At 55.4% G+C, this 22,694-nt stretch carries 30 protein-coding genes; 2 read left to right on the top strand and 28 right to left on the bottom strand.

Annotated features, from left to right (window positions below):
• The first annotated feature begins 31 nt into the window (after positions 1-31).
• Entirely contained in the window at positions 32-730 is a 699-nt protein-coding gene (locus tag AC19YQ_RS18865) for an OmpW/AlkL family protein (protein WP_219262613.1), read from the top strand.
• Between the two features lie 58 nt (positions 731-788).
• Here the strand turns inward: AC19YQ_RS18865 and pgnE are convergent, their stop codons facing one another.
• From pgnE to AC19YQ_RS18840, 5 genes are all read right to left on the bottom strand, one after another.
• Complete coding sequence (gene pgnE / locus AC19YQ_RS18860; protein ID WP_500595653.1) at positions 789-1,718, bottom strand: UDP-N-acetylglucosamine epimerase PgnE; 930 nt, start codon at positions 1,716-1,718, stop codon at positions 789-791.
• On the bottom strand, positions 1,711-2,595 hold the full coding sequence (locus tag AC19YQ_RS18855; protein ID WP_219262612.1) for a sugar nucleotide-binding protein: 885 nt from the start codon (positions 2,593-2,595) through the stop codon (positions 1,711-1,713). Before AC19YQ_RS18855 ends, pgnE begins: the two co-directional genes overlap by 8 nt.
• Before the next feature lie 144 nt (positions 2,596-2,739).
• On the bottom strand, positions 2,740-4,854 hold the full coding sequence (locus AC19YQ_RS18850; protein ID WP_500595652.1) for a mechanosensitive ion channel family protein: 2,115 nt from the start codon (positions 4,852-4,854) through the stop codon (positions 2,740-2,742).
• 271 nt (positions 4,855-5,125) lie between these two features.
• Positions 5,126-5,656 (bottom strand): single-stranded DNA-binding protein, encoded by a 531-nt coding sequence (locus AC19YQ_RS18845; protein WP_046810341.1) that lies wholly within the window; start codon positions 5,654-5,656, stop codon positions 5,126-5,128.
• Positions 5,657-5,665: 9 nt separating this feature from the next.
• A complete protein-coding gene (locus AC19YQ_RS18840; protein WP_019824342.1) occupies positions 5,666-7,057 on the bottom strand; it encodes an MFS transporter in 1,392 nt (463 codons plus the stop codon).
• 197 nt (positions 7,058-7,254) lie between these two features.
• Here AC19YQ_RS18840 and uvrA point away from each other — a divergent pair, with 197 nt between their 5' ends.
• Positions 7,255-10,089 (top strand): excinuclease ABC subunit UvrA, encoded by a 2,835-nt coding sequence (gene uvrA / locus AC19YQ_RS18835; RefSeq protein WP_500595651.1) that lies wholly within the window; start codon positions 7,255-7,257, stop codon positions 10,087-10,089.
• Positions 10,090-10,155: 66 nt separating this feature from the next.
• Here the strand turns inward: uvrA and bfr are convergent, their stop codons facing one another.
• From bfr to rpsC, 23 genes are all read right to left on the bottom strand, one after another.
• Complete coding sequence (gene bfr, locus AC19YQ_RS18830; protein ID WP_133077078.1) at positions 10,156-10,620, bottom strand: bacterioferritin; 465 nt, start codon at positions 10,618-10,620, stop codon at positions 10,156-10,158.
• Positions 10,621-10,775: 155 nt separating this feature from the next.
• Positions 10,776-12,224, bottom strand: coding sequence for a catalase (locus AC19YQ_RS18825; RefSeq protein ID WP_500595650.1), 1,449 nt, complete (start codon positions 12,222-12,224; stop codon positions 10,776-10,778).
• Positions 12,225-12,397: 173 nt separating this feature from the next.
• Positions 12,398-12,784: a 50S ribosomal protein L17 gene (rplQ, locus tag AC19YQ_RS18820; RefSeq protein ID WP_003444357.1), complete on the bottom strand. Its 387-nt coding sequence runs from the start codon at positions 12,782-12,784 to the stop codon at positions 12,398-12,400.
• Between the two features lie 42 nt (positions 12,785-12,826).
• A complete protein-coding gene (locus AC19YQ_RS18815; RefSeq protein ID WP_003176403.1) occupies positions 12,827-13,828 on the bottom strand; it encodes a DNA-directed RNA polymerase subunit alpha in 1,002 nt (333 codons plus the stop codon).
• A gap of 22 nt (positions 13,829-13,850) precedes the next feature.
• Entirely contained in the window at positions 13,851-14,471 is a 621-nt protein-coding gene (gene rpsD, locus AC19YQ_RS18810; RefSeq protein WP_003444359.1) for a 30S ribosomal protein S4, read from the bottom strand.
• Positions 14,472-14,489: 18 nt separating this feature from the next.
• Positions 14,490-14,879, bottom strand: coding sequence for a 30S ribosomal protein S11 (gene rpsK, locus AC19YQ_RS18805; protein ID WP_007924177.1), 390 nt, complete (start codon positions 14,877-14,879; stop codon positions 14,490-14,492).
• Positions 14,880-14,909: 30 nt separating this feature from the next.
• The gene (gene rpsM, locus AC19YQ_RS18800; protein WP_016779184.1) at positions 14,910-15,266 is read right to left on the bottom strand and encodes a 30S ribosomal protein S13; all 357 of its coding nucleotides are present in this window, start codon (positions 15,264-15,266) and stop codon (positions 14,910-14,912) included.
• 129 nt (positions 15,267-15,395) lie between these two features.
• Entirely contained in the window at positions 15,396-15,512 is a 117-nt protein-coding gene (gene rpmJ, locus AC19YQ_RS18795; protein ID WP_002555468.1) for a 50S ribosomal protein L36, read from the bottom strand.
• Positions 15,513-15,544: 32 nt separating this feature from the next.
• A complete protein-coding gene (gene secY, locus AC19YQ_RS18790; RefSeq protein ID WP_019409908.1) occupies positions 15,545-16,873 on the bottom strand; it encodes a preprotein translocase subunit SecY in 1,329 nt (442 codons plus the stop codon).
• Entirely contained in the window at positions 16,874-17,311 is a 438-nt protein-coding gene (gene rplO / locus AC19YQ_RS18785; protein ID WP_003444362.1) for a 50S ribosomal protein L15, read from the bottom strand. It lies immediately after the preceding gene.
• Positions 17,312-17,314: 3 nt separating this feature from the next.
• Positions 17,315-17,491 carry a 50S ribosomal protein L30 gene (gene rpmD, locus AC19YQ_RS18780; RefSeq protein ID WP_003444363.1) on the bottom strand — a complete coding sequence of 59 codons (177 nt, stop codon included), beginning with the start codon at positions 17,489-17,491 and terminating at the stop codon, positions 17,315-17,317.
• A 2-nt stretch (positions 17,492-17,493) separates the two neighbouring features.
• Positions 17,494-17,994 (bottom strand): 30S ribosomal protein S5, encoded by a 501-nt coding sequence (gene rpsE, locus AC19YQ_RS18775; RefSeq protein ID WP_003186035.1) that lies wholly within the window; start codon positions 17,992-17,994, stop codon positions 17,494-17,496.
• A gap of 3 nt (positions 17,995-17,997) precedes the next feature.
• Positions 17,998-18,348, bottom strand: a complete 351-nt coding sequence (rplR, locus tag AC19YQ_RS18770; RefSeq protein WP_003444364.1) for a 50S ribosomal protein L18 — start codon at positions 18,346-18,348, stop codon at positions 17,998-18,000.
• 10 nt (positions 18,349-18,358) lie between these two features.
• A complete protein-coding gene (gene rplF, locus AC19YQ_RS18765; protein ID WP_003444365.1) occupies positions 18,359-18,892 on the bottom strand; it encodes a 50S ribosomal protein L6 in 534 nt (177 codons plus the stop codon).
• 12 nt (positions 18,893-18,904) lie between these two features.
• Positions 18,905-19,297 carry a 30S ribosomal protein S8 gene (rpsH, locus tag AC19YQ_RS18760; protein WP_003444366.1) on the bottom strand — a complete coding sequence of 131 codons (393 nt, stop codon included), beginning with the start codon at positions 19,295-19,297 and terminating at the stop codon, positions 18,905-18,907.
• A 212-nt stretch (positions 19,298-19,509) separates the two neighbouring features.
• Positions 19,510-19,815, bottom strand: coding sequence for a 30S ribosomal protein S14 (gene rpsN / locus AC19YQ_RS18755; protein WP_019409906.1), 306 nt, complete (start codon positions 19,813-19,815; stop codon positions 19,510-19,512).
• A 13-nt stretch (positions 19,816-19,828) separates the two neighbouring features.
• On the bottom strand, positions 19,829-20,368 hold the full coding sequence (gene rplE, locus AC19YQ_RS18750; RefSeq protein ID WP_003444368.1) for a 50S ribosomal protein L5: 540 nt from the start codon (positions 20,366-20,368) through the stop codon (positions 19,829-19,831).
• 22 nt (positions 20,369-20,390) lie between these two features.
• Positions 20,391-20,705: a 50S ribosomal protein L24 gene (gene rplX / locus AC19YQ_RS18745; RefSeq protein ID WP_133077080.1), complete on the bottom strand. Its 315-nt coding sequence runs from the start codon at positions 20,703-20,705 to the stop codon at positions 20,391-20,393.
• Positions 20,706-20,716: 11 nt separating this feature from the next.
• The gene (rplN, locus tag AC19YQ_RS18740; RefSeq protein ID WP_002555479.1) at positions 20,717-21,085 is read right to left on the bottom strand and encodes a 50S ribosomal protein L14; all 369 of its coding nucleotides are present in this window, start codon (positions 21,083-21,085) and stop codon (positions 20,717-20,719) included.
• 23 nt (positions 21,086-21,108) lie between these two features.
• Positions 21,109-21,375, bottom strand: coding sequence for a 30S ribosomal protein S17 (gene rpsQ / locus AC19YQ_RS18735; RefSeq protein WP_003194644.1), 267 nt, complete (start codon positions 21,373-21,375; stop codon positions 21,109-21,111).
• Positions 21,376-21,377: 2 nt separating this feature from the next.
• Complete coding sequence (gene rpmC, locus AC19YQ_RS18730; RefSeq protein WP_003444371.1) at positions 21,378-21,569, bottom strand: 50S ribosomal protein L29; 192 nt, start codon at positions 21,567-21,569, stop codon at positions 21,378-21,380.
• Complete coding sequence (gene rplP / locus AC19YQ_RS18725) at positions 21,569-21,982, bottom strand: 50S ribosomal protein L16 (protein ID WP_016779178.1); 414 nt, start codon at positions 21,980-21,982, stop codon at positions 21,569-21,571. Before rplP ends, rpmC begins: the two co-directional genes overlap by 1 nt.
• 12 nt (positions 21,983-21,994) lie before the next feature.
• Positions 21,995-22,681 carry a 30S ribosomal protein S3 gene (gene rpsC, locus AC19YQ_RS18720; RefSeq protein WP_003176422.1) on the bottom strand — a complete coding sequence of 229 codons (687 nt, stop codon included), beginning with the start codon at positions 22,679-22,681 and terminating at the stop codon, positions 21,995-21,997.
• Between the last annotated feature and the right edge of the window lie 13 nt (positions 22,682-22,694).

The following is a 22,694-nucleotide window of genomic DNA, read 5'->3' as shown; positions in this document are numbered from 1 at the left end:
TATAAATTTTAAATATCCCAATGGAGCTCCCATGCACAAGTCTTTGCTCAGCGCAGCCGCCCTTGCGCTCGCTGTCGTCGCCCCTCTTGCCCACGCACACACCGAAGGCGACATCATCCTGCGTGCCGGTGCCATCACCGTAAACCCGAAAGCCGACAGCTCCAGCGTCAAGGTTGATCAGGGCCCATTGGCAGGCACCGATCTGGGCGGCAAGGCGACCATGAGCAGCGACACACAACTGGGTCTCAACTTTGCTTACATGATTACCGATCATGTGGGTATTGAACTGCTGGCGGCAACGCCGTTTGAACATGACGTCAAACTCAAGGGCACCGGCCTGGATGCGGCCAACGGTAAACTGGGCAGCCTCAAGCACTTGCCGCCGACCCTGAGCGTTGTTTACTACCCACTGGACTCCAAGTCGGTGTTCCAGCCTTACGTCGGTGCCGGTATCAACTACACCTGGATCTACGACGAGCACGTCGGTAGCAGTGCCAGCGCCGCAGGTTTCGACAACTTCAAGGCGAAAAACTCTTGGGGCATGGCATGGCAGCTGGGTGCTGACTACATGCTGACCGACAACATCATGATCAACGCCCAGGCGCGCTATATCGATATCGATACCCGCGCGACCGTAGAAAACAACGGCGTTGCACCGGGCACACGCGCCAAGGTCAACGTTGATGTAGACCCGTGGGTTTACATGGTAGGCCTGGGCTACAAGTTCTAAGCCAGCCACCCATAAAAAAGGCGCCCGAAAGGCGCCTTTTTTTGTGGGCAAAAAACCCTTAGCGGCCCAGCAGGCGCGCCAGCCCGACACTCATCGGTGTGGTTTCGCCCAGCGTGAAGCGCTGCAACAGACGGGTGTTATCGGCACGGGAATGACGGATATCGCCAGAGCGGGCCGGACCGTGGCTGATAGGTGGTAACTCTCCAACGACTTCGCTCAGGGCTGCAAGCATCTGATTGAGCGTAGTGGCCTTGTTCAAGCCAACGTTGATCGCGCCCTCTTCAGCCGTTGTGGTTTCCACGGCCTGCACCAGAATCTTGACCAGATCACCCACGTACACGAAGTCACGTGTTTGCTCGCCATCGCCAAAAATGGTGATGGGCAGGCCCTTTTCAGCACGCTCGCTGAAAATGCTGATCACGCCGGAGTACGGCGAGGATGGATCCTGGCGTGGGCCAAAGATATTGAAGAAGCGAAAAATGACCGGTTCCAGGCCGTGTTGGCGGCGGTAGAAATCCAGGTAGTACTCGCTGGACAGCTTGTCGGCTGCGTAAGGCGTCAACGGCGCTTTTGGCGTGTCTTCGACGATCGATTCACCTTCGCCATTATTGCCGTACACCGCAGCACTGGACGCGAATACAACACGCTTGATGCCCGTTTCGCGCATGGCTTCGCACACGTTCAGGGTGCCGATGAAGTTGCTTTGATGCGTGCGTACCGGATCGTCCACCGACGCCTGTACCGAAGCGACCGCGGCCAGATGAACCACGGCACTGCAACCGGCCATGGCCTTGGTCACCAGTGCGGCATCAGCCACATCACCTTCAATCAGTTCGAGACACGAGTTGTCCATTGGCAGATTGCTGCGCTTGCCTGTGGACATGTCATCGAGAATTCTTACGGAGTAGCCCTTGGCCAGCAAGGCGTCTACCAGATTGGAACCAATAAAACCGGCGCCGCCGGTGATTAAAACGGGAGCATCAACCATGACGATAAAACCTGTCCAGTAAAGCGGGAAGAGCCGCACGCCATGCGCGAGGCTTGATCCCGAAGGTGTGTAGAATTTTTTTGCAGGCCAGCACCGCGTGCTGGGGCTCTTCAGCCGCATCCGGCCGCGCGGCATGGGCCTGGGGCGTAGGTGCCTCGACTGCCAGCGGGTGCAGGTTGCGCGCCTCGGCCAGAATCGCCTGCCCCAGCGCCAGCGGCGTCGTCGCTTCATGTCCGGCGTAGTGGTAAGTGCCCCACAGAGGCGCCGCACAATCAAGCTGCTTGAGTACAGAGATAATAACCCGTGCGGCGTCGTCCACCGGTGTCGGGTTGCCCCGTCGGTCATCGGCCATCAGCAGTTCGCCCGGCTTTTCGGCCTGGGCCAGAAACCGCCCAAGGGTGCCGTCGGGACTGTCATCAAGTAACCAGCCAAAACGCAGCAGCACGTGTTGTGGGCAAATAGCCCTCACACTTTGCTCAATGCGCCACAGGGCCTGACCGCGCAATCCGAGCGGAACGGGCTCGTCTTTCTCGCTATAGGCCGTGGCTCGCGATCCATCGAAAACTCGATAGCTGGAAGGCTGCAGCAAGGTGATGCTGTGGTGCTGGCACAACTCGGCCAGACGCTCGACAGCACGCTCTTGGGCGCCAAGGCGTGCCTCGCTCACGGACTGCGCCTGGAACCAGTCGAAGTAGTACGCAAGGTTGATGACAGCATCCGGGCGGGTGTCATCGAGCAGCTGCGTGAGGCTCGCGGCGTCCCAACCGTCTTGCGGTGGACGCGGGGCAAGGAAATTAATGTCTTCCTCGGCACCCAGACGAATCAGCGCCTGCCCGAGGGCATTTCCGCCGCCCAATAACATAAGGCGCATTCGCATAAAGTATGCAGACTCAGTCTATTCAGAACGGTGATGTATACCAGAAAATCAGCCGTGAAAGCTGCTGACCATGATCAAGATAGCCGCATTTTGCGGGTTTCTGCCCCGCGCGTCACTGACAAACTGCCCCCATGCAGTTGGTCCTCACTGTGATCTCGGCGGGATGTCTGACAGCAATACCGTAGGCCGTTGAGTCAAAGAGTCCGTTTGCGATGCTTGTTCCGACTCACGCACGGGCATTAGAAACCCCTGTGGATAATGTTGCGCAAAATGCACGTCCGGCGACTTATCCACAAGCTTTTTGAGCCGGTCATTGAACGCCCGGCTAACGGTGTTCTGCGCCCCGGACAGGGTGCGGAACTGCGCAGTAATCGTCACCCCGTCCAGGGTCATGCTGTCGACACCAAAGATGGTCAACGATCCCTGCAAGCTGAGACTCAGCAATGGATCGCCAGTGATCTGATTCCCCGCCTCCCGAATCAGAGCCGTCGCTTTATCCATGTCGGTGTCGTAGGTGAACTGCACTGAAAAAAATGCGTAGGCAAACTGCCGGGAGTGGTTGATCACCGCCTTGATCTGACCAAACGGCACCGAGTGGACAAAGCCTCGCGAGTCCCGCAGGCGCAACGTACGGATGGTCAGCCCCTCGACCGTACCCGCGTGGGAAGAGTCGACCACCACCCAATCGCCGACCGAAATGGTGTCTTCAATGATGATGAACAACCCTGTAATGACATCTTGCACCAACTGTTGAGAGCCAAAGCCGATCGCCAGGCCGATAACCCCGGCCCCCGCCAGGAAGGGAGCTACGTTCACCCCCAGATTGGCCATAGTGGTGATGGTACAGATCACCACCAACACCACTTTGATCGCATTGCGGGCCAACGGCAGGATGGTTTTGATCCGCGTGCTGGGTTCGTGGGTGCCACGCCGGTTGGTCGTGGGCTCCAGTGCTTGTTGAATGGCCGTGTCGAGCACAACCCATGACAGCCAGGTCACCAGGAAAATCAGCAGGATGTGCCCCAGTGAGTCACTGATAACTCTGCCGGTGCTGCTGTCCGATGCAAAGGCCAGCAACGAGAAACCCCAGATTTTCGCCAAGAGCTCAATAAAGCTCACTGCCAGGACAATGCGCAACAAGGCGTAAACCACATTTATAAAGCGATCTTTGTAGGCTCCGGCGCTTCGAATTCTCGTGCGAAATGAATGATGCAAAATCGTACTCAGAAATACCGTGCCGATCAGCAATCCGGATGTCAGCAGCGCATTGCGCAAAGCACGCTCACTGCCCTCACCCACGCCCAGCAAGTTGAGTGCCGTTGCCAGCAGCATCAGCAACAGGGGCCAATACCAGAGCACCGAAAAAATGCGCAATGACTCTTGCAATGCGGGCTGCCCCAGACGCTGGGCCAAGGCCCTGTTACGAAACAGATGAGCGACGGGACGGCGAAGCCGGACTGCCAAAAAGGCCAGAATGGCGCATGCCAGCAACCCTGAAAAAACCGAAAGACAGCTGGTGATGTTGCCGCCAATTTCCTGAGTGATTTGCGGGCTGTTCATGGCATCACTCAGGGCTGCCAAAAAGCCGATGAAAAATAGCGGACGCATGGCGTACTCGCGAATGATCTGGACTGCAATCCGCTTGTGCTCCACCTCAAACATCGTATTCAGTGACAGCACCAGTGCCGAACAGAACACCCCTGCACTGCTCGCATAGGACAGGCTGAGCGCCAGCGAACGGCCAAGGGTGTCGTTCAGAAAACGACTGACATACAGCGTCAACACTATGCTCAGCAGCGCCGGCACCAGATAAGGCAGCCCGAAACCGATAAACGCTTGTATCCGCTCCCGGCTGTTGATGCGTCGGCTCTTGCCCAGATAAATTGCCAGCCAACGTCCCGCGAGCATTAATCCGGTGAACGCGCCTGCCCAGATCAAGGACAACAGGAAAAAGTCCCACACACCGTTCCACGAAGGATGAGTCGATGCCTGGATTACCAGGGTCTCAACCTCTTCTGCAGCCCGCTTGGAACGCAAACTCCAGGCGCTCAACTGCTCCACACTGGAGCCCAGCTGGCTCTGCACCTCATCCATACCGGCACCCAAGGCACCCAGCAAGCCGCCATCGACCAGAACCGGCGGCTTACCATCAGACTCTTCGGCTTTCATGATGGAGGCCAGCGTAGGCGCTGCCTGAACAATACCGTTGCCTGTTAACAACAGGATGAGGAACAAACATGCTGTTTTGAATGTGAGCAAACCCGAAGATCCTCCTGGACAAGTCTGGCGTGCAGATCGCAACCAGCCGAAAATTCGGCTGGCAACTCGACGCGCAGTTCCCGGTACAGCGTAGTCAATACACGGATGAACCCCGCACCTTCGTGCGAAAACTCTCTCATATGTAACTCAAGCGCGCCCTGTCACGGGTCAACCGTGCCCTCCCTTCCAAATGCGCGGCACAAAAAAAGGCCCGTCGCTGTGTCAGCGACGGGCCTTTCTCAGTACTTCAATGCAGCTCGAAAGCTACAAATCAGAACGGAATATCATCATCGAAGCTGTCGAAGTCCGGAGCAGGTTGTGGTGCCTGCTGTTGCGGCGCTGGACGCGACTGCTGCTGAGGCTGCTGTTGCGGCGCAGGGCGTTGAGCCTGCTGACGCGGAGCGGATTGCTGTTGCTGGTAATTGTTACCACCGCCCTGGTTTTGCTGGTCGCCCTGTGGACGGCCACCCAACAGCTGCATGGTGCCTTGCATGTCGACCACGATTTCGGTGGTGTAACGCTTGATACCGTCTTTTTCCCACTCGCGGGTCTGCAGCTTGCCTTCGATGTAAACCTGCGAACCCTTGCGCAGGTATTCGCCAGCGATTTCGGCAACTTTGCCGAACATCGATACACGGTGCCATTCAGTCTTTTCGACTTTCTGGCCGGTCTGCTTATCAGTCCACTGTTCGCTGGTTGCCAGACTCAGGTTGGTCACGGCATTACCGTTAGGCAAGTAGCGAACTTCGGGATCCTGGCCGCACGTGCCGACCAATATAACTTTGTTAACCCCACGGGCCATAACGTTCTCCTAGGCTTCGCACGTCGGCGCTGGGTTAACCAACTGCTCGAGTGTCGCGCGATCCAATAGTTCGGTGTCCAATTTGATATAAATCGCAGCTTCTTCAGCCACGATCACTGCATCTGTAACGCCAGCAACTGCCTTCAAACGCTCGGTCAGACCTGCTTCGCGGAGCGCCTCAGGCGATAACGGCAAGCGCAGGCTGGTTACATATGGTGGTTCACGCATGGTAACAGCAAAGGCCAACCAGAGTGCAGCCAGACCTGCGCCTCCAAGGAACACAACCGACAAACCGCCATGCTGGAATAACCAGCCGCCGAGTATGCCACCCAGTGCCGAACCCAGGAATTGGCTGGTGGAATAGACCCCCATCGCCGTGCCCTTGCCACCCGCCGGTGACACTTTGCTGATCAGCGAAGGCAATGAAGCCTCAAGCAGGTTGAACGCGGTAAAGAACACTACGGTACCAATCACCAATGCGCGCAAGCTGTCGCCAAACTGCCAGAAGAATAGCTCAGTGAGCATCAACGTCGCGACGGCACCGAGTAAAACTCGTTTCATTTTGCGTTTCTTTTCGCCATAGATAATGAACGGGATCATGGCGAAGAAAGAAATCAGCAAGGCTGTCAGGTACACCCACCAGTGCTGCTCCTTGGGCAGTCCGGCCTTTTCGACCAGAGCCAGCGGCAACGCGATAAAGCTCGACATCAACATGGCGTGCAACACAAAAATGCCGAGATCCAGACGCAGCAGGTCGGGATGGCGCAAGGTTGGCAGCAAAGCCTGCCTGGCCACGCCGGACTCGCGGTGCTGCAGGGTCCCGGTCGAGCGCGGCACCATGAACATGACAATCACGATCCCCAGCAGTGCCATGGCACCGGTCGCCAGAAACAGGCCAGACAGTCCAAAGGCACGGGTCAGCAGTGGCCCCACGACCATTGCAACCGCAAATGACAAACCAATGGTCATGCCGATCATGGCCATCGCCTTGGTGCGGTGCTGCTCACGGGTGAGGTCAGACAAAAGCGCCATAACGGCAGCAGAAATTGCACCCGCCCCCTGCAGGATTCGTCCCGCGATAACGCCCCAAATCGAATCTGAGTTAGCCGCCAGCACGCTACCCAAGGCGAAGACAATCAGCCCCAGATAAATGACCGGGCGCCGTCCAATACGGTCGGAAATCACACCAAACGGGATCTGAAAAATGGCTTGGGTCAGGCCATAAGCGCCAATTGCCAGACCTATCAGGGCGGGCGTCGCACCGGCAAGGTCCATCCCATAGGTTGCCAAAACCGGCAACACCATAAACATGCCTAGCATACGGAAGGCGAACACCAGGGCCAGACCGCTTGCCGCTCGGGTCTCGCCGCTACTCATGCGTTCGCTGTGGGGATCGTGCATGGAAAAACCTCATGTGAACCGGCGGCGATTCTATCAGTCCCATCGAGTAACAGCACATACGCGAGAGAGCCGCGACGCTTTGTCACGCAAAAGTTATAAAGGCTGCTTGAATGACATCGTGCCATCAAGGCCTGCACAGCTTTCATACAGATCCGTATACTCATTCGTTTACGTTATGCCCGCCAAGCGAGGCCGCAGTGGACAAGATCCTGATACGTGGGGCACGAACCCACAACCTGAAGAACATCGACCTGACCCTGCCAAGGGACAAACTGATCGTCATCACCGGACTGTCTGGCTCCGGCAAATCATCCCTGGCGTTTGACACTTTGTATGCTGAAGGCCAGCGCCGTTATGTCGAGTCGTTGTCCGCCTATGCGCGGCAGTTCCTTTCCATGATGGAAAAGCCTGACGTCGATACCATCGAAGGTCTGTCGCCAGCGATATCCATCGAGCAAAAATCGACTTCGCACAACCCGCGCTCCACGGTTGGCACCATTACCGAAATTTACGATTACCTGCGCTTGCTGTACGCCCGCGTCGGCATCCCCCGCTGCCCGGATCACGACATCCCCCTTGAAGCACAGACCGTCAGCCAGATGGTCGATCTGGTGCTGGCGCAGCCTGAAGGCAGCAAACTGATGTTGCTGGCTCCGGTCATTCGCGAGCGCAAGGGTGAACACCTCTCCGTATTCGAAGAGCTGCGGGCCCAGGGCTTCGTGCGGGCTCGCGTCAACGGCAAGCTCTGTGAGCTGGATGAACTGCCCAAACTCGACAAGCAGAAGAAGCACACCATCGACGTGGTGGTCGACCGCTTTAAAGTGCGGGCTGACCTGCAACAGCGCCTGGCCGAATCATTCGAGACCGCGCTGAAGCTGGCCGATGGCATTGCCCTGGTCGCGCCGATGGACGACGAGCCGGGCGAAGAGATTATCTTCTCCGCACGCTTCGCCTGCCCGATCTGCGGCCACGCGATCAGCGAGCTGGAGCCCAAGCTGTTCTCCTTCAACAACCCGGCTGGCGCATGCCCGACCTGTGACGGGCTGGGGGTCAAGCAGTTTTTTGACATCAAGCGCCTGGTCAATGGCGAGCTAACCCTGGCAGAGGGCGCGATTCGCGGCTGGGACAGGCGTAACGTTTATTACTTCCAGATGCTGGGAGCGCTGGCCAAGCATTACGACTTCAGCCTTGAAGTACCGTTCAGCGAGCTGGCGGCTGACAAACAAAAAGTCATCCTGTACGGCAGCGGCACGCAGAATGTCGATTTCCGCTATCTGAATGACCGTGGCGACATCGTTAAACGCGCGCATCCGTTTGAAGGCATCGTGCCGAACCTTGAGCGGCGCTACCGTGAAACTGAGTCGGCCACCGTGCGCGAAGAGCTGGCCAAGTTCCTTAGCACCCAGGCATGCCCGGACTGCCGCGGTACCCGTCTGCGCCGCGAAGCCCGTCATGTGTGGGTCGGTGAAAAAACCCTCCCGGCCGTGACCAATATGCCTATTGGCGACGCGACCGAGTACTTCAGCACCCTGAGCCTGACCGGGCGTCGCGGCGAAATTGCCGACAAGATTCTCAAGGAAATCCGCGAGCGTCTGCAGTTTCTGGTGAATGTGGGGCTCGACTATCTGTCACTGGATCGCAGTGCCGATACGTTGTCTGGCGGTGAAGCCCAGCGTATTCGTCTGGCCAGCCAGATTGGCGCAGGACTGGTCGGGGTGCTGTACATCCTCGATGAGCCCTCCATTGGCCTGCATCAGCGCGATAACGACCGATTGCTGGGCACCCTCAAGCATCTGCGCGATATCGGCAACACGGTGATTGTGGTGGAGCACGACGAGGATGCAATTCGTCTGGCGGACTACGTAGTGGACATTGGCCCGGGCGCGGGCGTGCATGGCGGACATATCGTCGCGCAGGGCACACCGGCCGAGGTCATGGCGCACCCTGACTCGCTGACTGGCAAGTACTTGTCGGGCCGGGTGAAGATCGCCGTGCCGGCCAAACGCACCCCACGCGACAAGAAGCTGACGCTGTCGCTCAAGGGCGCTCGCGGCAACAACTTGCGCAACGTGGACCTGGAAATCCCTATAGGCCTGCTGACCTGCGTGACCGGGGTTTCAGGCTCGGGCAAGTCGACACTGATCAACAACACGCTCTACCCGCTCAGCGCCACGGCACTCAACGGCGCAACCACGCTGGAAGCCGCGGCTCACGACAGCATCAAAGGCCTGGAGCATCTGGACAAGGTCGTCGACATCGACCAGAGCCCGATTGGCCGCACACCGCGCTCGAACCCTGCGACCTATACCGGGCTGTTCACGCCGATACGCGAGTTGTTCTCCGGCGTACCGGAATCCCGCTCGCGGGGCTATGGTCCAGGGCGTTTTTCCTTCAACGTGAAAGGTGGGCGCTGCGAGGCCTGTCAGGGTGATGGCTTGATCAAGGTGGAAATGCACTTTCTGCCTGACATCTACGTGCCTTGCGATGTGTGCAAGAGCAAGCGCTATAACCGTGAAACCCTTGAGATCAAATACAAGGGCAAGAGCATCCACGAAGTGCTGGAGATGACCATTGAGGAAGCACGCGTGTTCTTCGATGCAGTGCCAGCCCTGGCGCGTAAGCTGCAAACGCTGATGGATGTAGGTCTGTCGTACATCAAGCTGGGGCAGTCCGCCACAACGCTGTCAGGCGGCGAGGCACAACGGGTGAAACTGTCCCGCGAGCTGTCCAAGCGCGATACCGGCAAAACACTGTATATCCTCGATGAACCTACAACAGGTTTGCACTTTGCCGATATTCAACAGTTGTTGGATGTGTTGCATCGTCTACGCGATCACGGCAATACCGTGGTGGTGATCGAGCACAACCTGGATGTGATCAAGACTGCTGACTGGCTGGTTGACCTGGGACCTGAAGGCGGTTCCAAGGGTGGTCAGATCATCGCAACCGGCACTCCGGAAGAAGTAGCCGAGATGTCGCAATCTCATACGGGCTTCTATCTGAAACCGTTGTTGATTCGCGACAAAGCTTAAATCGCAGTAAGAAAAAGCCCCTGCCATCGTGAGATGGCAGGGGCTTTTTATTGAGGCTTACGCCGATCAGAACTGCGATTGCAGGTAGTTCTGCAGACCTATCGTCTTGATCAGGCCCAGCTGTTTTTCCAGCCAGTAGGTGTGATCTTCTTCGGTGTCTGCCAGCTGAATGCGCAACATGTCACGGCTTACGTAGTCCTTGTGCTGCTCACACAGTGCAATACCTTTGCACAGCGCAGCGCGGACCTTGTACTCAAGGCGCAGGTCGGCCGCGAACATATCCGGCACGGTGGTGCCCACATCCAGATCATCCGGGCGCATGCGCGGAGTACCTTCAAGCATCAGAATCCGGCGCATCAACGCATCAGCGTGCTGTGCCTCTTCTTCCATTTCGTGGTTGATGCGCTCGTAGAGCTTGGTAAATCCCCAGTCCTCGTACATGCGGGAATGGACAAAGTATTGATCACGTGCAGCCAGCTCGCCGGTGAGCAACGTGTTGAGGTAATCGATTACGTCCGGGTGCCCTTGCATCGCCGCACATCTCCCTGCTTGAAAGCCTGTAGTTTGAACCAAGCTGACTGAGAGGTCACGACTCAATCGCTATAAAATCCTGTATTTGTAGAGAAAACAGACCTAAATAACGCAAAAACCGCCCTATTGAGGGCGGTTCTGCTTCTCACTTAGACTTACTTAGCCTTTACGCCCAGCGCTTTGGCGACACCGTCACCGTAAGCCTGATCGGCATTGTAGAAATGTTGCAACTGACGCCCCACGACGTCGGCCGAAACCCCGTCCATTGCCCCTGCGATGTTATTGATGAGCAGGGCTTTCTGCTCGTCATTCATCAGACGGAACAATGCACCCGCGTGACTGTAGTAATCGCTGTCAACGCGATGATCGTAACGATCCGCCGCACCACTCAGGGCCAAAGGCGGCTCGGCGAACTGCGGCGCTTGTTTTGGCGCATCAGCATAGCTGTTGGGCTCGTAGTTCGGCGCAGCACCACCATTGTTGCCAAAAGCCATTGAGCCATCACGCTGATAGTTATGCACAGGTACCCGCGGTGCGTTGATCGGCAGGTGCTGATGGTTGGTGCCTACACGGTAGCGATGGGCATCGGCATAAGCGAACACACGGCCTTGGAGCATGCGATCCGGAGACAACCCGACACCTGGGACCATGTTGCTGGGACCAAATGCGGCTTGCTCGACTTCTGCGAAGTAGTTGAGCGGATTACGGTTCAACTCAAGTTCACCGATTTCAATCAATGGAAACTCTTTCTGCGACCAGGTCTTGGTCACATCGAACGGATTTTCGTAGTGTGCGGCGGCTTGCGCTTCGGTCATGATTTGCATGCAGACACGCCATTTCGGGAAATCACCGCGCTCAATGGCACCAAACAAATCCCGCTGTGCGTAGTCCGGGTCAGTACCTGCAAGTCGTGCAGCCTCGGCAGGCGGCAGGTTTTTGATCCCTTGCTTGGTCTTGTAGTGCCATTTGACCCAGTGACGCTCACCCGCTGCATTGATCAGGCTGTAGGTATGACTGCCAAACCCGTGCATGTGACGGTAGCCATCGGGAATGCCACGATCAGAGAACAGGATGGTGACCTGGTGCAGCGACTCCGGCGAGTGCGACCAGAAATCCCACATCATCTGCGCGCTTTTCAGGTTGCTTTGCGGCAGACGCTTTTGGGTGTGGATAAAATCAGGAAACTTAAGTGGATCACGAATGAAGAACACGGGAGTGTTGTTACCCACGATGTCCCAGTTACCTTCCTCGGTGTAGAACTTAAGCGCAAAGCCGCGAGGATCGCGTTCGGTATCGGCCGAGCCACGTTCGCCACCTACGGTTGAAAAACGCAGAAAAGTGGGCGTTTGCTTGCCGATGGTGTCGAACAGCTTGGCACTGCTGTACTGAGCCATGTCACGGGTCAGTGTGAAGGTGCCGTGTGCACCTGAACCCTTGGCGTGCACACGACGCTCCGGAATGTTTTCCCGGTTGAAGTGAGCGAGCTTCTCGATCAGATGAAAATCGTCGAGTAGCAAAGGGCCGCGAGGGCCAGCAGAACGAGAATTCTGGTTATCAGCAACTGGAGCGCCGCTGGCGGTTGTAAGCGTTTTGGTCTGGCTCATGTGTTTGCTTCCTCAGTCAGTCTTTGTGCTGCCGGCTAATCGGCTGAGGAGGAGTATTGACCATGATCTACTCACGGGCAAATGCATTAAATGATCAGAATCAATAGAAAATACTAATCTAACAGACACAAAAAACCGGGCACTAGGCCCGGTTCTTTGTAGAGACTGACGTCTTACTCAGCGGATACAGCTTCACCGCCAACTGGACGATCAACCAACTCGACGTACGCCATAGGCGCGTTGTCGCCAGCGCGGAAACCGCACTTGAGGATGCGCAGGTAGCCACCCTCACGAGTTGCATAACGCTTGCCCAGATCGTTGAACAGCTTACCAACGATGGCTTTCGAACGCGTACGGTCGAATGCCAGACGGCGGTTAGCCAGACAATCATTCTTGGCCAGAGTAATCAGCGGCTCAGCAACGCGACGCAATTCTTTGGCTTTCGGCAGAGTCGTTTTGATCAGCTCGTGCTCAAACAACGACACTGCCATGTTTTGAAACATAGCCTTGCGGTGGGAGCTAGTGCGGCTCAGGTGACGACCACTTTTACGATGACGCATGGTTCATTCCTTACCAAACACAACGTTCGGTGATTACGACGATCAGGCAGTCGCCTTGTCGTCCTTCTTAAGACTTGCAGGCGGCCAGTTGTCGAGGCGCATGCCGAGGGACAGACCACGGGAGGCCAGAACGTCCTTGATTTCAGTCAAGGATTTCTTGCCCAGGTTCGGAGTCTTCAACAGTTCTACTTCGGTGCGCTGAATCAGGTCACCGATGTAGTAAATGTTCTCCGCCTTAAGGCAGTTGGCCGAACGCACGGTCAGTTCCAGATCGTCAACCGGACGAAGCAGGATCGGATCGATCTCGTCTTCCTGTTCGATTACCACTGGTTCGCTGTCACCTTTGAGGTCGACGAATGCAGCCAACTGCTGTTGCAGGATGGTTGCAGCACGACGAATGGCCTCTTCAGGATCCAGTGTACCGTTGGTTTCCAGATCAATAACCAGCTTGTCCAGGTTAGTACGCTGCTCGACACGGGCGTTTTCCACCACGTATGCGATACGGCGAACCGGGCTGAACGAAGAGTCAAGCTGCAAGCGACCAATGCTGCGGCTTTCATCTTCATCGCTCTGACGCGAGTCTGCTGGTTCATAACCACGACCACGAGCTACGGTGAGCTTCATGTTCAAGGCGCCGTTAGACGCCAGGTTGGCGATTACGTGATCGGGATTAACGATCTCGACATCATGATCCAGCTGAATATCGGCAGCGGTAACCACCCCCGAACCCTTCTTCGACAAGGTCAGCGTAACTTCGTCACGGCCGTGCAGCTTGATAGCCAGACCTTTAAGGTTCAACAGGATTTCAATTACGTCTTCCTGTACACCTTCGATGGCGCTGTACTCGTGGAGCACACCGTCAATCTCGGCCTCGACTACTGCACAGCCTGGCATTGAGGACAACAGGATGCGGCGCAGCGCGTTGCCCAGGGTGTGGCCAAAACCACGCTCGAGAGGCTCGAGAGTGATTTTAGCGCGGGTTGGACTGACAACTTGCACATCAATATGGCGAGGTGTCAGGAACTCATTTACCGAAATCTGCATGGATGCACCTATTTTCTAGCCCTTACTTGGAGTAGAGCTCGACAATCAGGCTTTCGTTGATGTCGGCGGACAGATCACTGCGAGCAGGAACGTTCTTGAAAACGCCCGACTTCTTCTCAGTGTCTACTTCTACCCATTCTACGCGGCCACGTTGGGCACACAGATCGAGAGCTTGGACAATGCGAAGCTGGTTCTTTGCTTTCTCGCGGATAGCGACCACGTCACCAGCACGAACCTGGTAGGACGGAACGTTTACGGTCTGACCGTTAACGCTGATCGACTTGTGCGATACCAACTGACGAGATTCGGCACGAGTAGAACCGAAACCCATACGGTATACGACGTTATCCAGGCGGCATTCGAGCAGTTGCAGCAGGTTTTCACCGGTTGCACCTTTCTTGCCAGCAGCTTGTTTGTAGTAGCCGCTGAACTGACGCTCGAGAACGCCGTAGATACGACGGACCTTCTGCTTTTCACGCAGTTGGGTACCGTAGTCGGATTGGCGACCGCGGCGTTGGCCGTGGATGCCTGGAGCAGCTTCAATATTGCACTTCGATTCGATAGCGCGCACACCACTCTTCAGGAAGAGATCGGTGCCTTCACGACGTGCCAGTTTGCATTTTGGACCAATGTAACGAGCCATTCTTTACAGTCTCCTGGATTACACGCGGCGCTTCTTCGGCGGACGGCACCCGTTGTGCGGGATAGGCGTCACGTCGGTGATGCTGGCGATCTTATAGCCACAGCCGTTCAAAGCACGGACAGCGGACTCACGACCTGGACCTGGGCCCTTAACGTTAACGTCAAGGTTTTTCAGGCCATATTCCAGCGCAGCTTGACCAGCACGTTCAGCAGCTACTTGAGCAGCGAACGGGGTGGACTTGCGAGAACCGCGGAAACCCGAACCACCGGAGGTAGCCCAAGAAAGCGCGTTACCCTGACGGTCGGTGATGGTCACGATGGTGTTGTTGAAAGACGCGTGGATGTGGGCGATGCCATCAACCACTGTCTTTTTAATTTTCTTACGAGGACGAGCAGCAGGTTTTGCCATGACTAAATTCCTGTCGATTCGCTGGTGCGATTACTTGCGGATCGGCTTACGCGGACCTTTGCGAGTACGCGCGTTGGTCTTGGTACGCTGACCGCGTACTGGAAGACCACGACGATGGCGCAGACCGCGGTAGCAGCCCAAGTCCATCAAGCGTTTGATTTTCATGTTGACTTCACGACGCAGGTCACCTTCAGTGGTGAACTTCGCCACTTCGCCACGCAGCAACTCAATCTGCTCGTCGCTCAGATCCTTGATCTTAGCGGCTGGGTTTACACCAGCATCCGCACAGATTTTCTGTGAGGTAGTGCGACCAACACCATAGATGTAGGTCAGCGAGATAACAGTGTGCTTGTTATCTGGAATGTTAACGCCTGCAATACGGGCCATTCAGTGGGACTCCAATTGACAGCTACCTACGCCCCGGAAGCCAAGAAATAGGGCGCGAGATAATATCGCTGTAATAACAAATAATCAACCCAGCAGCGCACTAGCTGCTGGGCTTCAAACAGATCACACTCAGCCTTGGCGCTGTTTGTGACGTGGTTCCGCGCTGCAAATTACCCGAACAACACCTTCGCGGCGAATAATCTTGCAGTTACGGCACAGCTTTTTCACCGATGCACGAACTTTCATCACCAACTCCTCTCACCTTACGGGGTAGTACTTCAGCGGAGCATGCCGCTGCCGTAGCCCTTCAGGTTGGCTTTCTTCATCAGGGATTCGTACTGGTGCGAAACGAGGTGCGATTGTACTTGGGACATGAAGTCCATAACAACCACGACCACGATCAGCAACGAGGTCCCGCCAAGGTAGAACGGAACGTTTGCCGCAACCACCAGGAACTGGGGCAACAGGCACACGGCCGTCATATAAAGAGCACCGAACAGAGTCAAACGAGTCAAAACGCCATCAATATAGCGTGCCGACTGCTCGCCTGGACGGATACCCGGAATAAAGGCACCGGACTTCTTCAGGTTTTCCGCTACGTCTTTCGGATTGAACATCAACGCCGTATAGAAGAAGCAGAAGAAAATAATCCCTGCACTAAACAGCAGAATATTCAACGGCTGACCAGGAGCGATCGACTGCGAGATGTCCTGCAACCAGCCCATACCTTCAGACTGACCGAACCAGGCACCCAGCGAAGCCGGGAACAGCAAAATGCTGCTCGCAAAAATAGCCGGAATAACACCGGCCATATTCACTTTCAGCGGTAGGTGGCTAGTCTGCGCAGCAAAAACCTTACGGCCCTGCTGACGCTTGGCGTAATGAACAGCAATACGACGCTGACCACGCTCAATGAACACCACGAAACCGATAATCGCTACTGCCAGCAAACCGATAGCAACCAAAGCGAAAATATTGATATCGCCCTGACGTGCAGACTCGAAAGACTGCCCTATTGCTCTCGGAAGACCGGCGACGATACCCGAAAAAATCAACATCGAGATACCGTTGCCAACACCACGCTCAGTAATCTGCTCACCCAGCCACATCATGAACATTGCACCCGCCACAAAAGTGGTTATTGCAACGAAATGGAAGCCTAGGTCACCAGTGAACGCTACGCCCTGCCCCGCCAAGCCAATGGACATGCCAATAGCCTGGACGAGAGCAAGAACGACAGTGAGGTAGCGGGTGTACTGGCTTATCTTGCGACGACCAGCTTCACCTTCCTTCTTCAACTGCTCCAGTTGCGGGCTGACAGCGGACATAAGCTGCATGATGATCGATGCCGAAATGTACGGCATGATCCCCAGCGCAAAAATACTCATCCGCTCCAGCGCGCCGCCGGAAAACATGTTGAACAAGCTAAGTATGGTCCCCTCATTCTGTCGAAACAGGTCCGCCAGCCGGTCCGGGTTGATACCTGGAACTGGGATGTGTGCGCCTATTCGGTAGACGATAATCGCCAGGAATAGAAAACGCAGTCGAGCCCAGAGCTCGGATAACCCGCCTTTGCTGAGCGCTGAGAGAGCACCTTGCTTAGCCATTTATTCCTCGAACTTGCCGCCAGCTGCTTCGATAGCCGAACGCGCACCTTTGGTGGCGCCGATTCCCTTGCCGATTGTGACAGCGCGAGTAACTTCACCGGACAGCATGATTTTCACACGCAGCACGTTGACGTTGATCACGTTGGCATCTTTCAGGGTCTGCACAGTAACGATGTCGCCTTCCACTTTAGCCAGCTCGGACAAACGCACTTCTGCGCGATCCATGGCTTTCAGGGAAACGAAACCGAACTTAGGCAGACGGCGATGCAGCGGCTGTTGACCGCCTTCAAAGCCTGGAGCAATTGTGCCACCGGAACGGGAGGACTGACCTTTGTGACCACGGCCACCAGTCTTGCCCAAACCGCTACCGATACCACGGCCCGGACGATGCTTTTCGCGACGGGAACCCGGCGCTGGACTCAGATCATTGAGTTTCATCGATTAACCCTCTACACGCAGCATGTAGTAAGCCTTGTTGATCATCCCGCGATTCTCGGGAGTATCAAGTACTTCTACAGTGTGACCGATGCGACGCAGACCCAGACCCTTAATGCACAGTTTGTGATTAGGGATACGGCCGGTCATGCTTTTGATCAGCGTTACTTTAACGGTAGCCATGATCAGAAGATCTCCTTGACGCTTTTGCCACGCTTGGCGGCAATAGATTCAGGAGACTGCATAGCTTTCAAACCTTTAAAAGTGGCGTGAACCACGTTTACTGGGTTAGTCGAGCCGTAGCACTTGGCCAGTACGTTCTGAACGCCAGCAACTTCGAGGACAGCACGCATAGCGCCGCCAGCGATGATACCGGTACCTTCAGAAGCAGGCTGCATGTAAACCTTGGAAGCGCCGTGGGCGGATTTCATGGCGTACTGCAGAGTGGTGCCGTTCAGGTCCACTTGAATCATGTTGCGGCGAGCAGCTTCCATTGCCTTCTGGATCGCAGCAGGCACTTCACGTGACTTGCCACGGCCGAAGCCAACGCGCCCTTTACCATCACCAACCACGGTCAACGCGGTGAAAGTGAAGATACGGCCGCCTTTAACGGTTTTGGCTACGCGGTTAACTTGAACCAGCTTCTCAATGTAGCCTTCGTCGCGCTTTTGGTCGTTATTTGACATAACTTAGAACTCCAGCCCAGCTTCACGAGCAGCCTCAGCCAGCGCTTTCACGCGGCCGTGGTACTTGAAGCCAGAGCGGTCGAAAGCCACCTGCGAGACGCCAGCGGCTTTTGCACGCGTAGCGACCAGCTGGCCAACCTTTGTGGCCGCGTCGATGTTGCCAGTGGCAGCATCACGCAGTTCTTTGTCCAAAGTCGAGGCGCTTGCCAGGACTTTGCTGCCGTCGGCCGAGATGACCTGGGCGTATATATGCTGAGACGAGCGGAACACGCAGAGACGCACGACTTCTAGTTCGTGCATTTTCAGACGTGCTTTGCGAGCGCGACGCAGTCGAGTAACTTTTTTGTCGGTCATTTGCTATGCCCTACTTCTTCTTGGCTTCTTTACGACGGACGACTTCGTCCGCGTAACGTACACCCTTGCCTTTATAAGGCTCTGGCGGACGGAAACCGCGGATCTCAGCGGCCACCTGACCTACCAGCTGCTTATCAATACCCCGGATCAGGATATCGGTTTGGCTAGGAGTCTCAGCGGTGATGCCTTCCGGCAATTCGTAATCCACTGGGTGCGAGAAGCCAAGAGCCAGGTTCAGCACTGTGCCTTTTGCTTGCGCTTTGTAACCAACACCGACCAGCTGGAGCTTACGCTCGAAGCCTTGGCTTACGCCTTGGACCATGTTGTTTACCAACGCACGAGTGGTACCAGCCATTGCGCGAGTTTGTTGATCGCCATTGCGAGCAGCGAAACGCAGCTCACCAGCTTCTTCAACAATCTCAACGGACGAATGGATGTTCAGTTCTAGAGTGCCCTTGGCACCCTTCACCGAAAGCTGTTGGCCGGCGAATTTTACTTCGACACCAGCTGGCAGCTTAACGGGGTTCTTAGCGACGCGTGACATGCTTATCCCCCCTTAGAACACAGTGCAAAGAACTTCGCCGCCGACACCGGCAGCGCGCGCAGCACGATCCGTCATCACACCTTTGCTGGTGGAGACGATAGACACACCTAGACCGCCACGAACTTTCGGCAGATCTTCGGAGGACTTGTACTGACGCAGGCCTGGACGGCTAACGCGCTTAACTTCTTCGATAACCGAACGGCCTTCGAAGTATTTCAGCTCGATAGACAGCAGTGGTTTGATTTCGCTGCTGATCTGATAATCCGCGATGTAGCCTTCGTCTTTAAGAACTTTGGCTACAGCTACCTTCAACGTGGAAGATGGCATGCTTACGACGGACTTTTCAGCCATCTGGGCATTACGGATTCGAGTTAGCATGTCCGCTAACGGGTCCTGCATACTCATGGGCTAGACGCTCCTGATACAAAAAGAATTAGCCTTGCGGCTACAACTGTCGCCGAGTGACTCAATGCTTAAAAAGCACGGGCTCAGGCGAGCCGGTCATTCTAGACACACGCCAGAAATGAATCAAGCCCCAATAGGGGCTTGATTCATATTCAAGGTCACCGGCTGTCAGGATCTTACGACCCTGACAGGGGTAACTTTGCCTGTACGCCTTACCAGCTGGCTTTAACCAGACCTGGTACGTCACCGCGCATTGCTGCTTCACGCAATTTGTTACGGCCAAGGCCGAACTTGCGGTAAACACCATGCGGACGACCAGTGAGGCGGCAGCGGTTACGCATGCGCGCAGCGCTTGCGTCACGTGGCTGCTTCTGCAGAGCAACTTGAGCTTCCCAACGTGCTTCTGGACTTGCGTTCAGATCAACGATGATAGCTTTCAGCTCAGCACGCTTCTTGGCGAACTTGGCAACCGTAAGCTGACGTTTCAGCTCGCGGTTTTTCATGCTCATCTTAGCCATGGTCCTACTCCAATCAGTTGCGGAACGGGAATTTGAATGCACGCAGCAATGCGCGACCTTCATCATCCGTTCGAGCAGTGGTGGTCAGGGTAATGTCCAGACCGCGGAGGGCATCGATTTTGTCGTAGTCGATTTCCGGGAAGATGATCTGCTCTTTAACGCCCATGCTGTAGTTACCACGACCATCGAAGGACTTGGCATTCAGGCCGCGGAAGTCGCGAACCCGAGGCAGGGAGATCGACAGCAGACGATCCAGGAATTCATACATACGCTCACGGCGCAGAGTAACCTTAACGCCGATCGGCCAGCCTTCGCGAACTTTAAAGCCTGCGATGGACTTGCGAGCGTAGGTCACTACACATTTTTGACCCGTGATTTTTTCCAAATCAGCTACAGCGTGCTCGATGATTTTCTTATCACCGATCGCTTCGCCCAAACCCATGTTCAGGGTGATTTTGGTAACGCGCGGAACTTCCATCACGTTCGAAAGCTTAAGTTCTTCCTTAAGTTTCGGAGCGATTTCCTTCCGGTAAATCTCTTTTAGTCGTGCCATGGTCTCATCTACCTAGCAGTGTTCAAGCATCAACCGCTTTTTGGGTCGACTTGAAGACACGAATTTTTTTGCCGTCTTCTACTTTAAAACCAACGCGATCTGCTTTGCTGGTTTCGCTGTTGAAGATGGCCACGTTAGAAGCGTCCAGTGGAGCTTCTTTCTCGACGATACCGCCTTGTACGCCCGACATCGGGTTAGGCTTGGTATGACGCTTAACCAGGTTCAGACCGCCAATAACCAGACGGTTGTTAGCGAGAACCTTAAGCACCTTACCGCGCTTACCTTTGTCTTTGCCGGCGATCACGATGATCTCGTCGTCACGACGAATCTTTTGCATGTCGGATCTCCTTACAGCACTTCTGGGGCGAGCGAGACGATCTTCATGAACTTCTCAGTACGAAGTTCACGGGTCACTGGCCCAAAGATACGGGTGCCGATCGGCTCTTGCTTGTTGTTCAGAAGAACAGCAGCGTTGCCATCAAAGCGGATAATGGAGCCATCAGCACGACGTACGCCGTGACGAGTGCGGACTACAACAGCAGTCATCACTTGGCCTTTTTTCACTTTACCGCGAGGAATTGCTTCCTTCACGGTAACTTTGATGATGTCACCGATACCAGCGTAACGACGATGGGAGCCACCCAGCACCTTGATGCACATAACGCGGCGTGCGCCGCTGTTATCGGCCACATCGAGCATGGATTGAGTCTGAATCATATAATTTCTCCGACCCCTAGTCCTTAGACTTCCACAGCGCGTTCGAGAACATCAACCAGTGCCCAAGACTTGGTCTTGGCCATCGGACGAGTTTCACGAATAGTGACTTTGTCGCCGATGTGGCACTGATTGGTTTCGTCGTGCGCGTGCAGCTTAGTCGAACGCTTAACGTATTTACCGTAGATCGGGTGCTTAACGCGACGCTCGATCAGAACGGTGATGGTTTTGTCCATCTTGTCGCTGACAACACGGCCAGTCAGCGTACGGACAGTCTTTTCGGCTTCAGCCATGATTACTTACCTGCCTGCTGTTTGAGCACAGTCTTCACGCGAGCGATGTCACGCTTAACTTGCGAGAGCAGATGCGACTGCCCCAACTGGCCAGTTGCTTTCTGCATACGCAGATTGAACTGGTCGCGCAGCAAGCCGAGCAGTTGCTCGTTCAGCTGCTGTGCGGATTTTTCACGAAGTTCATTCGCTTTCATCACATCACCGTCCGTTTAACAAAGGAGGTGGCGAGCGGCAGCTTTGCAGCAGCCAGGGCGAAAGCCTCACGCGCCAGCTCTTCAGTAACACCCTCGATTTCATACAGGACTTTGCCTGGCTGAATCTGGGCAACCCAATATTCCACGTTACCCTTACCTTTACCCATACGAACTTCTAGGGGCTTTTTGGAAATAGGCTTGTCCGGGAATACACGGATCCAGATCTTACCGCCACGCTTAACGTGACGGGTCAGTGCACGACGCGCTGATTCGATCTGACGAGCGGTGAGACGACCACGAGCAACAGACTTCAGCGCATATTCGCCGAAGCTGACTTTGCTACCGCGCAATGCCAAGCCACGGTTGTGGCCAGTCATTTGCTTGCGGAACTTCGTACGCTTAGGTTGTAACATTTGGCGTACCCCTTACTTAGCAGCTTTTTTACGAGGCGCTGGTGCTTGTGGCTTCAGCTCTTCTTGGCGACCACCAATTACTTCGCCTTTGAAGATCCAAACCTTTACACCGATCACACCGTAAGTGGTGTGAGCTTCGTAGTTGGCATAGTCGATGTCGGCACGCAGGGTGTGCAATGGCACACGACCTTCGCGATACCATTCAGTACGTGCGATTTCAGCACCGCCGAGACGACCGCTCACTTGGATTTTGATGCCTTTGGCACCAATGCGCATAGCGTTCTGTACAGCGCGTTTCATCGCGCGACGGAACATTACACGACGCTCCAGCTGCTGAGCTACGCTCTGCGCAACCAGCATACCGTCGAGTTCCGGCTTGCGGATCTCTTCGATATTGATGTGCACAGGCACACCCATTTGCTTGGTCAGGTCCTGACGCAGTTTCTCAACATCTTCACCTTTCTTCCCGATAACGATACCTGGACGAGCGGTGTGGATGGTGATACGTGCAGTTTGGGCCGGACGATGGATATCGATACGGCTTACGGACGCGCTTTTTAGTTTGTCTTGGAGGTATTCACGCACCTTCAGATCAGCGAACAAGTAGTCCGCATAAGTCCGGCCGTCTGCGTACCAGACGGAGGTGTGCTCCTTGACGATTCCCAGGCGAATGCCAATGGGATGTACTTTCTGACCCATCTCTTCGACTCCG

The sequence above is a fragment of the Pseudomonas sp. MF06569 genome (genome assembly GCF_059862735.1).
This window is presented reverse-complemented; position numbering and strand designations above follow the sequence as displayed.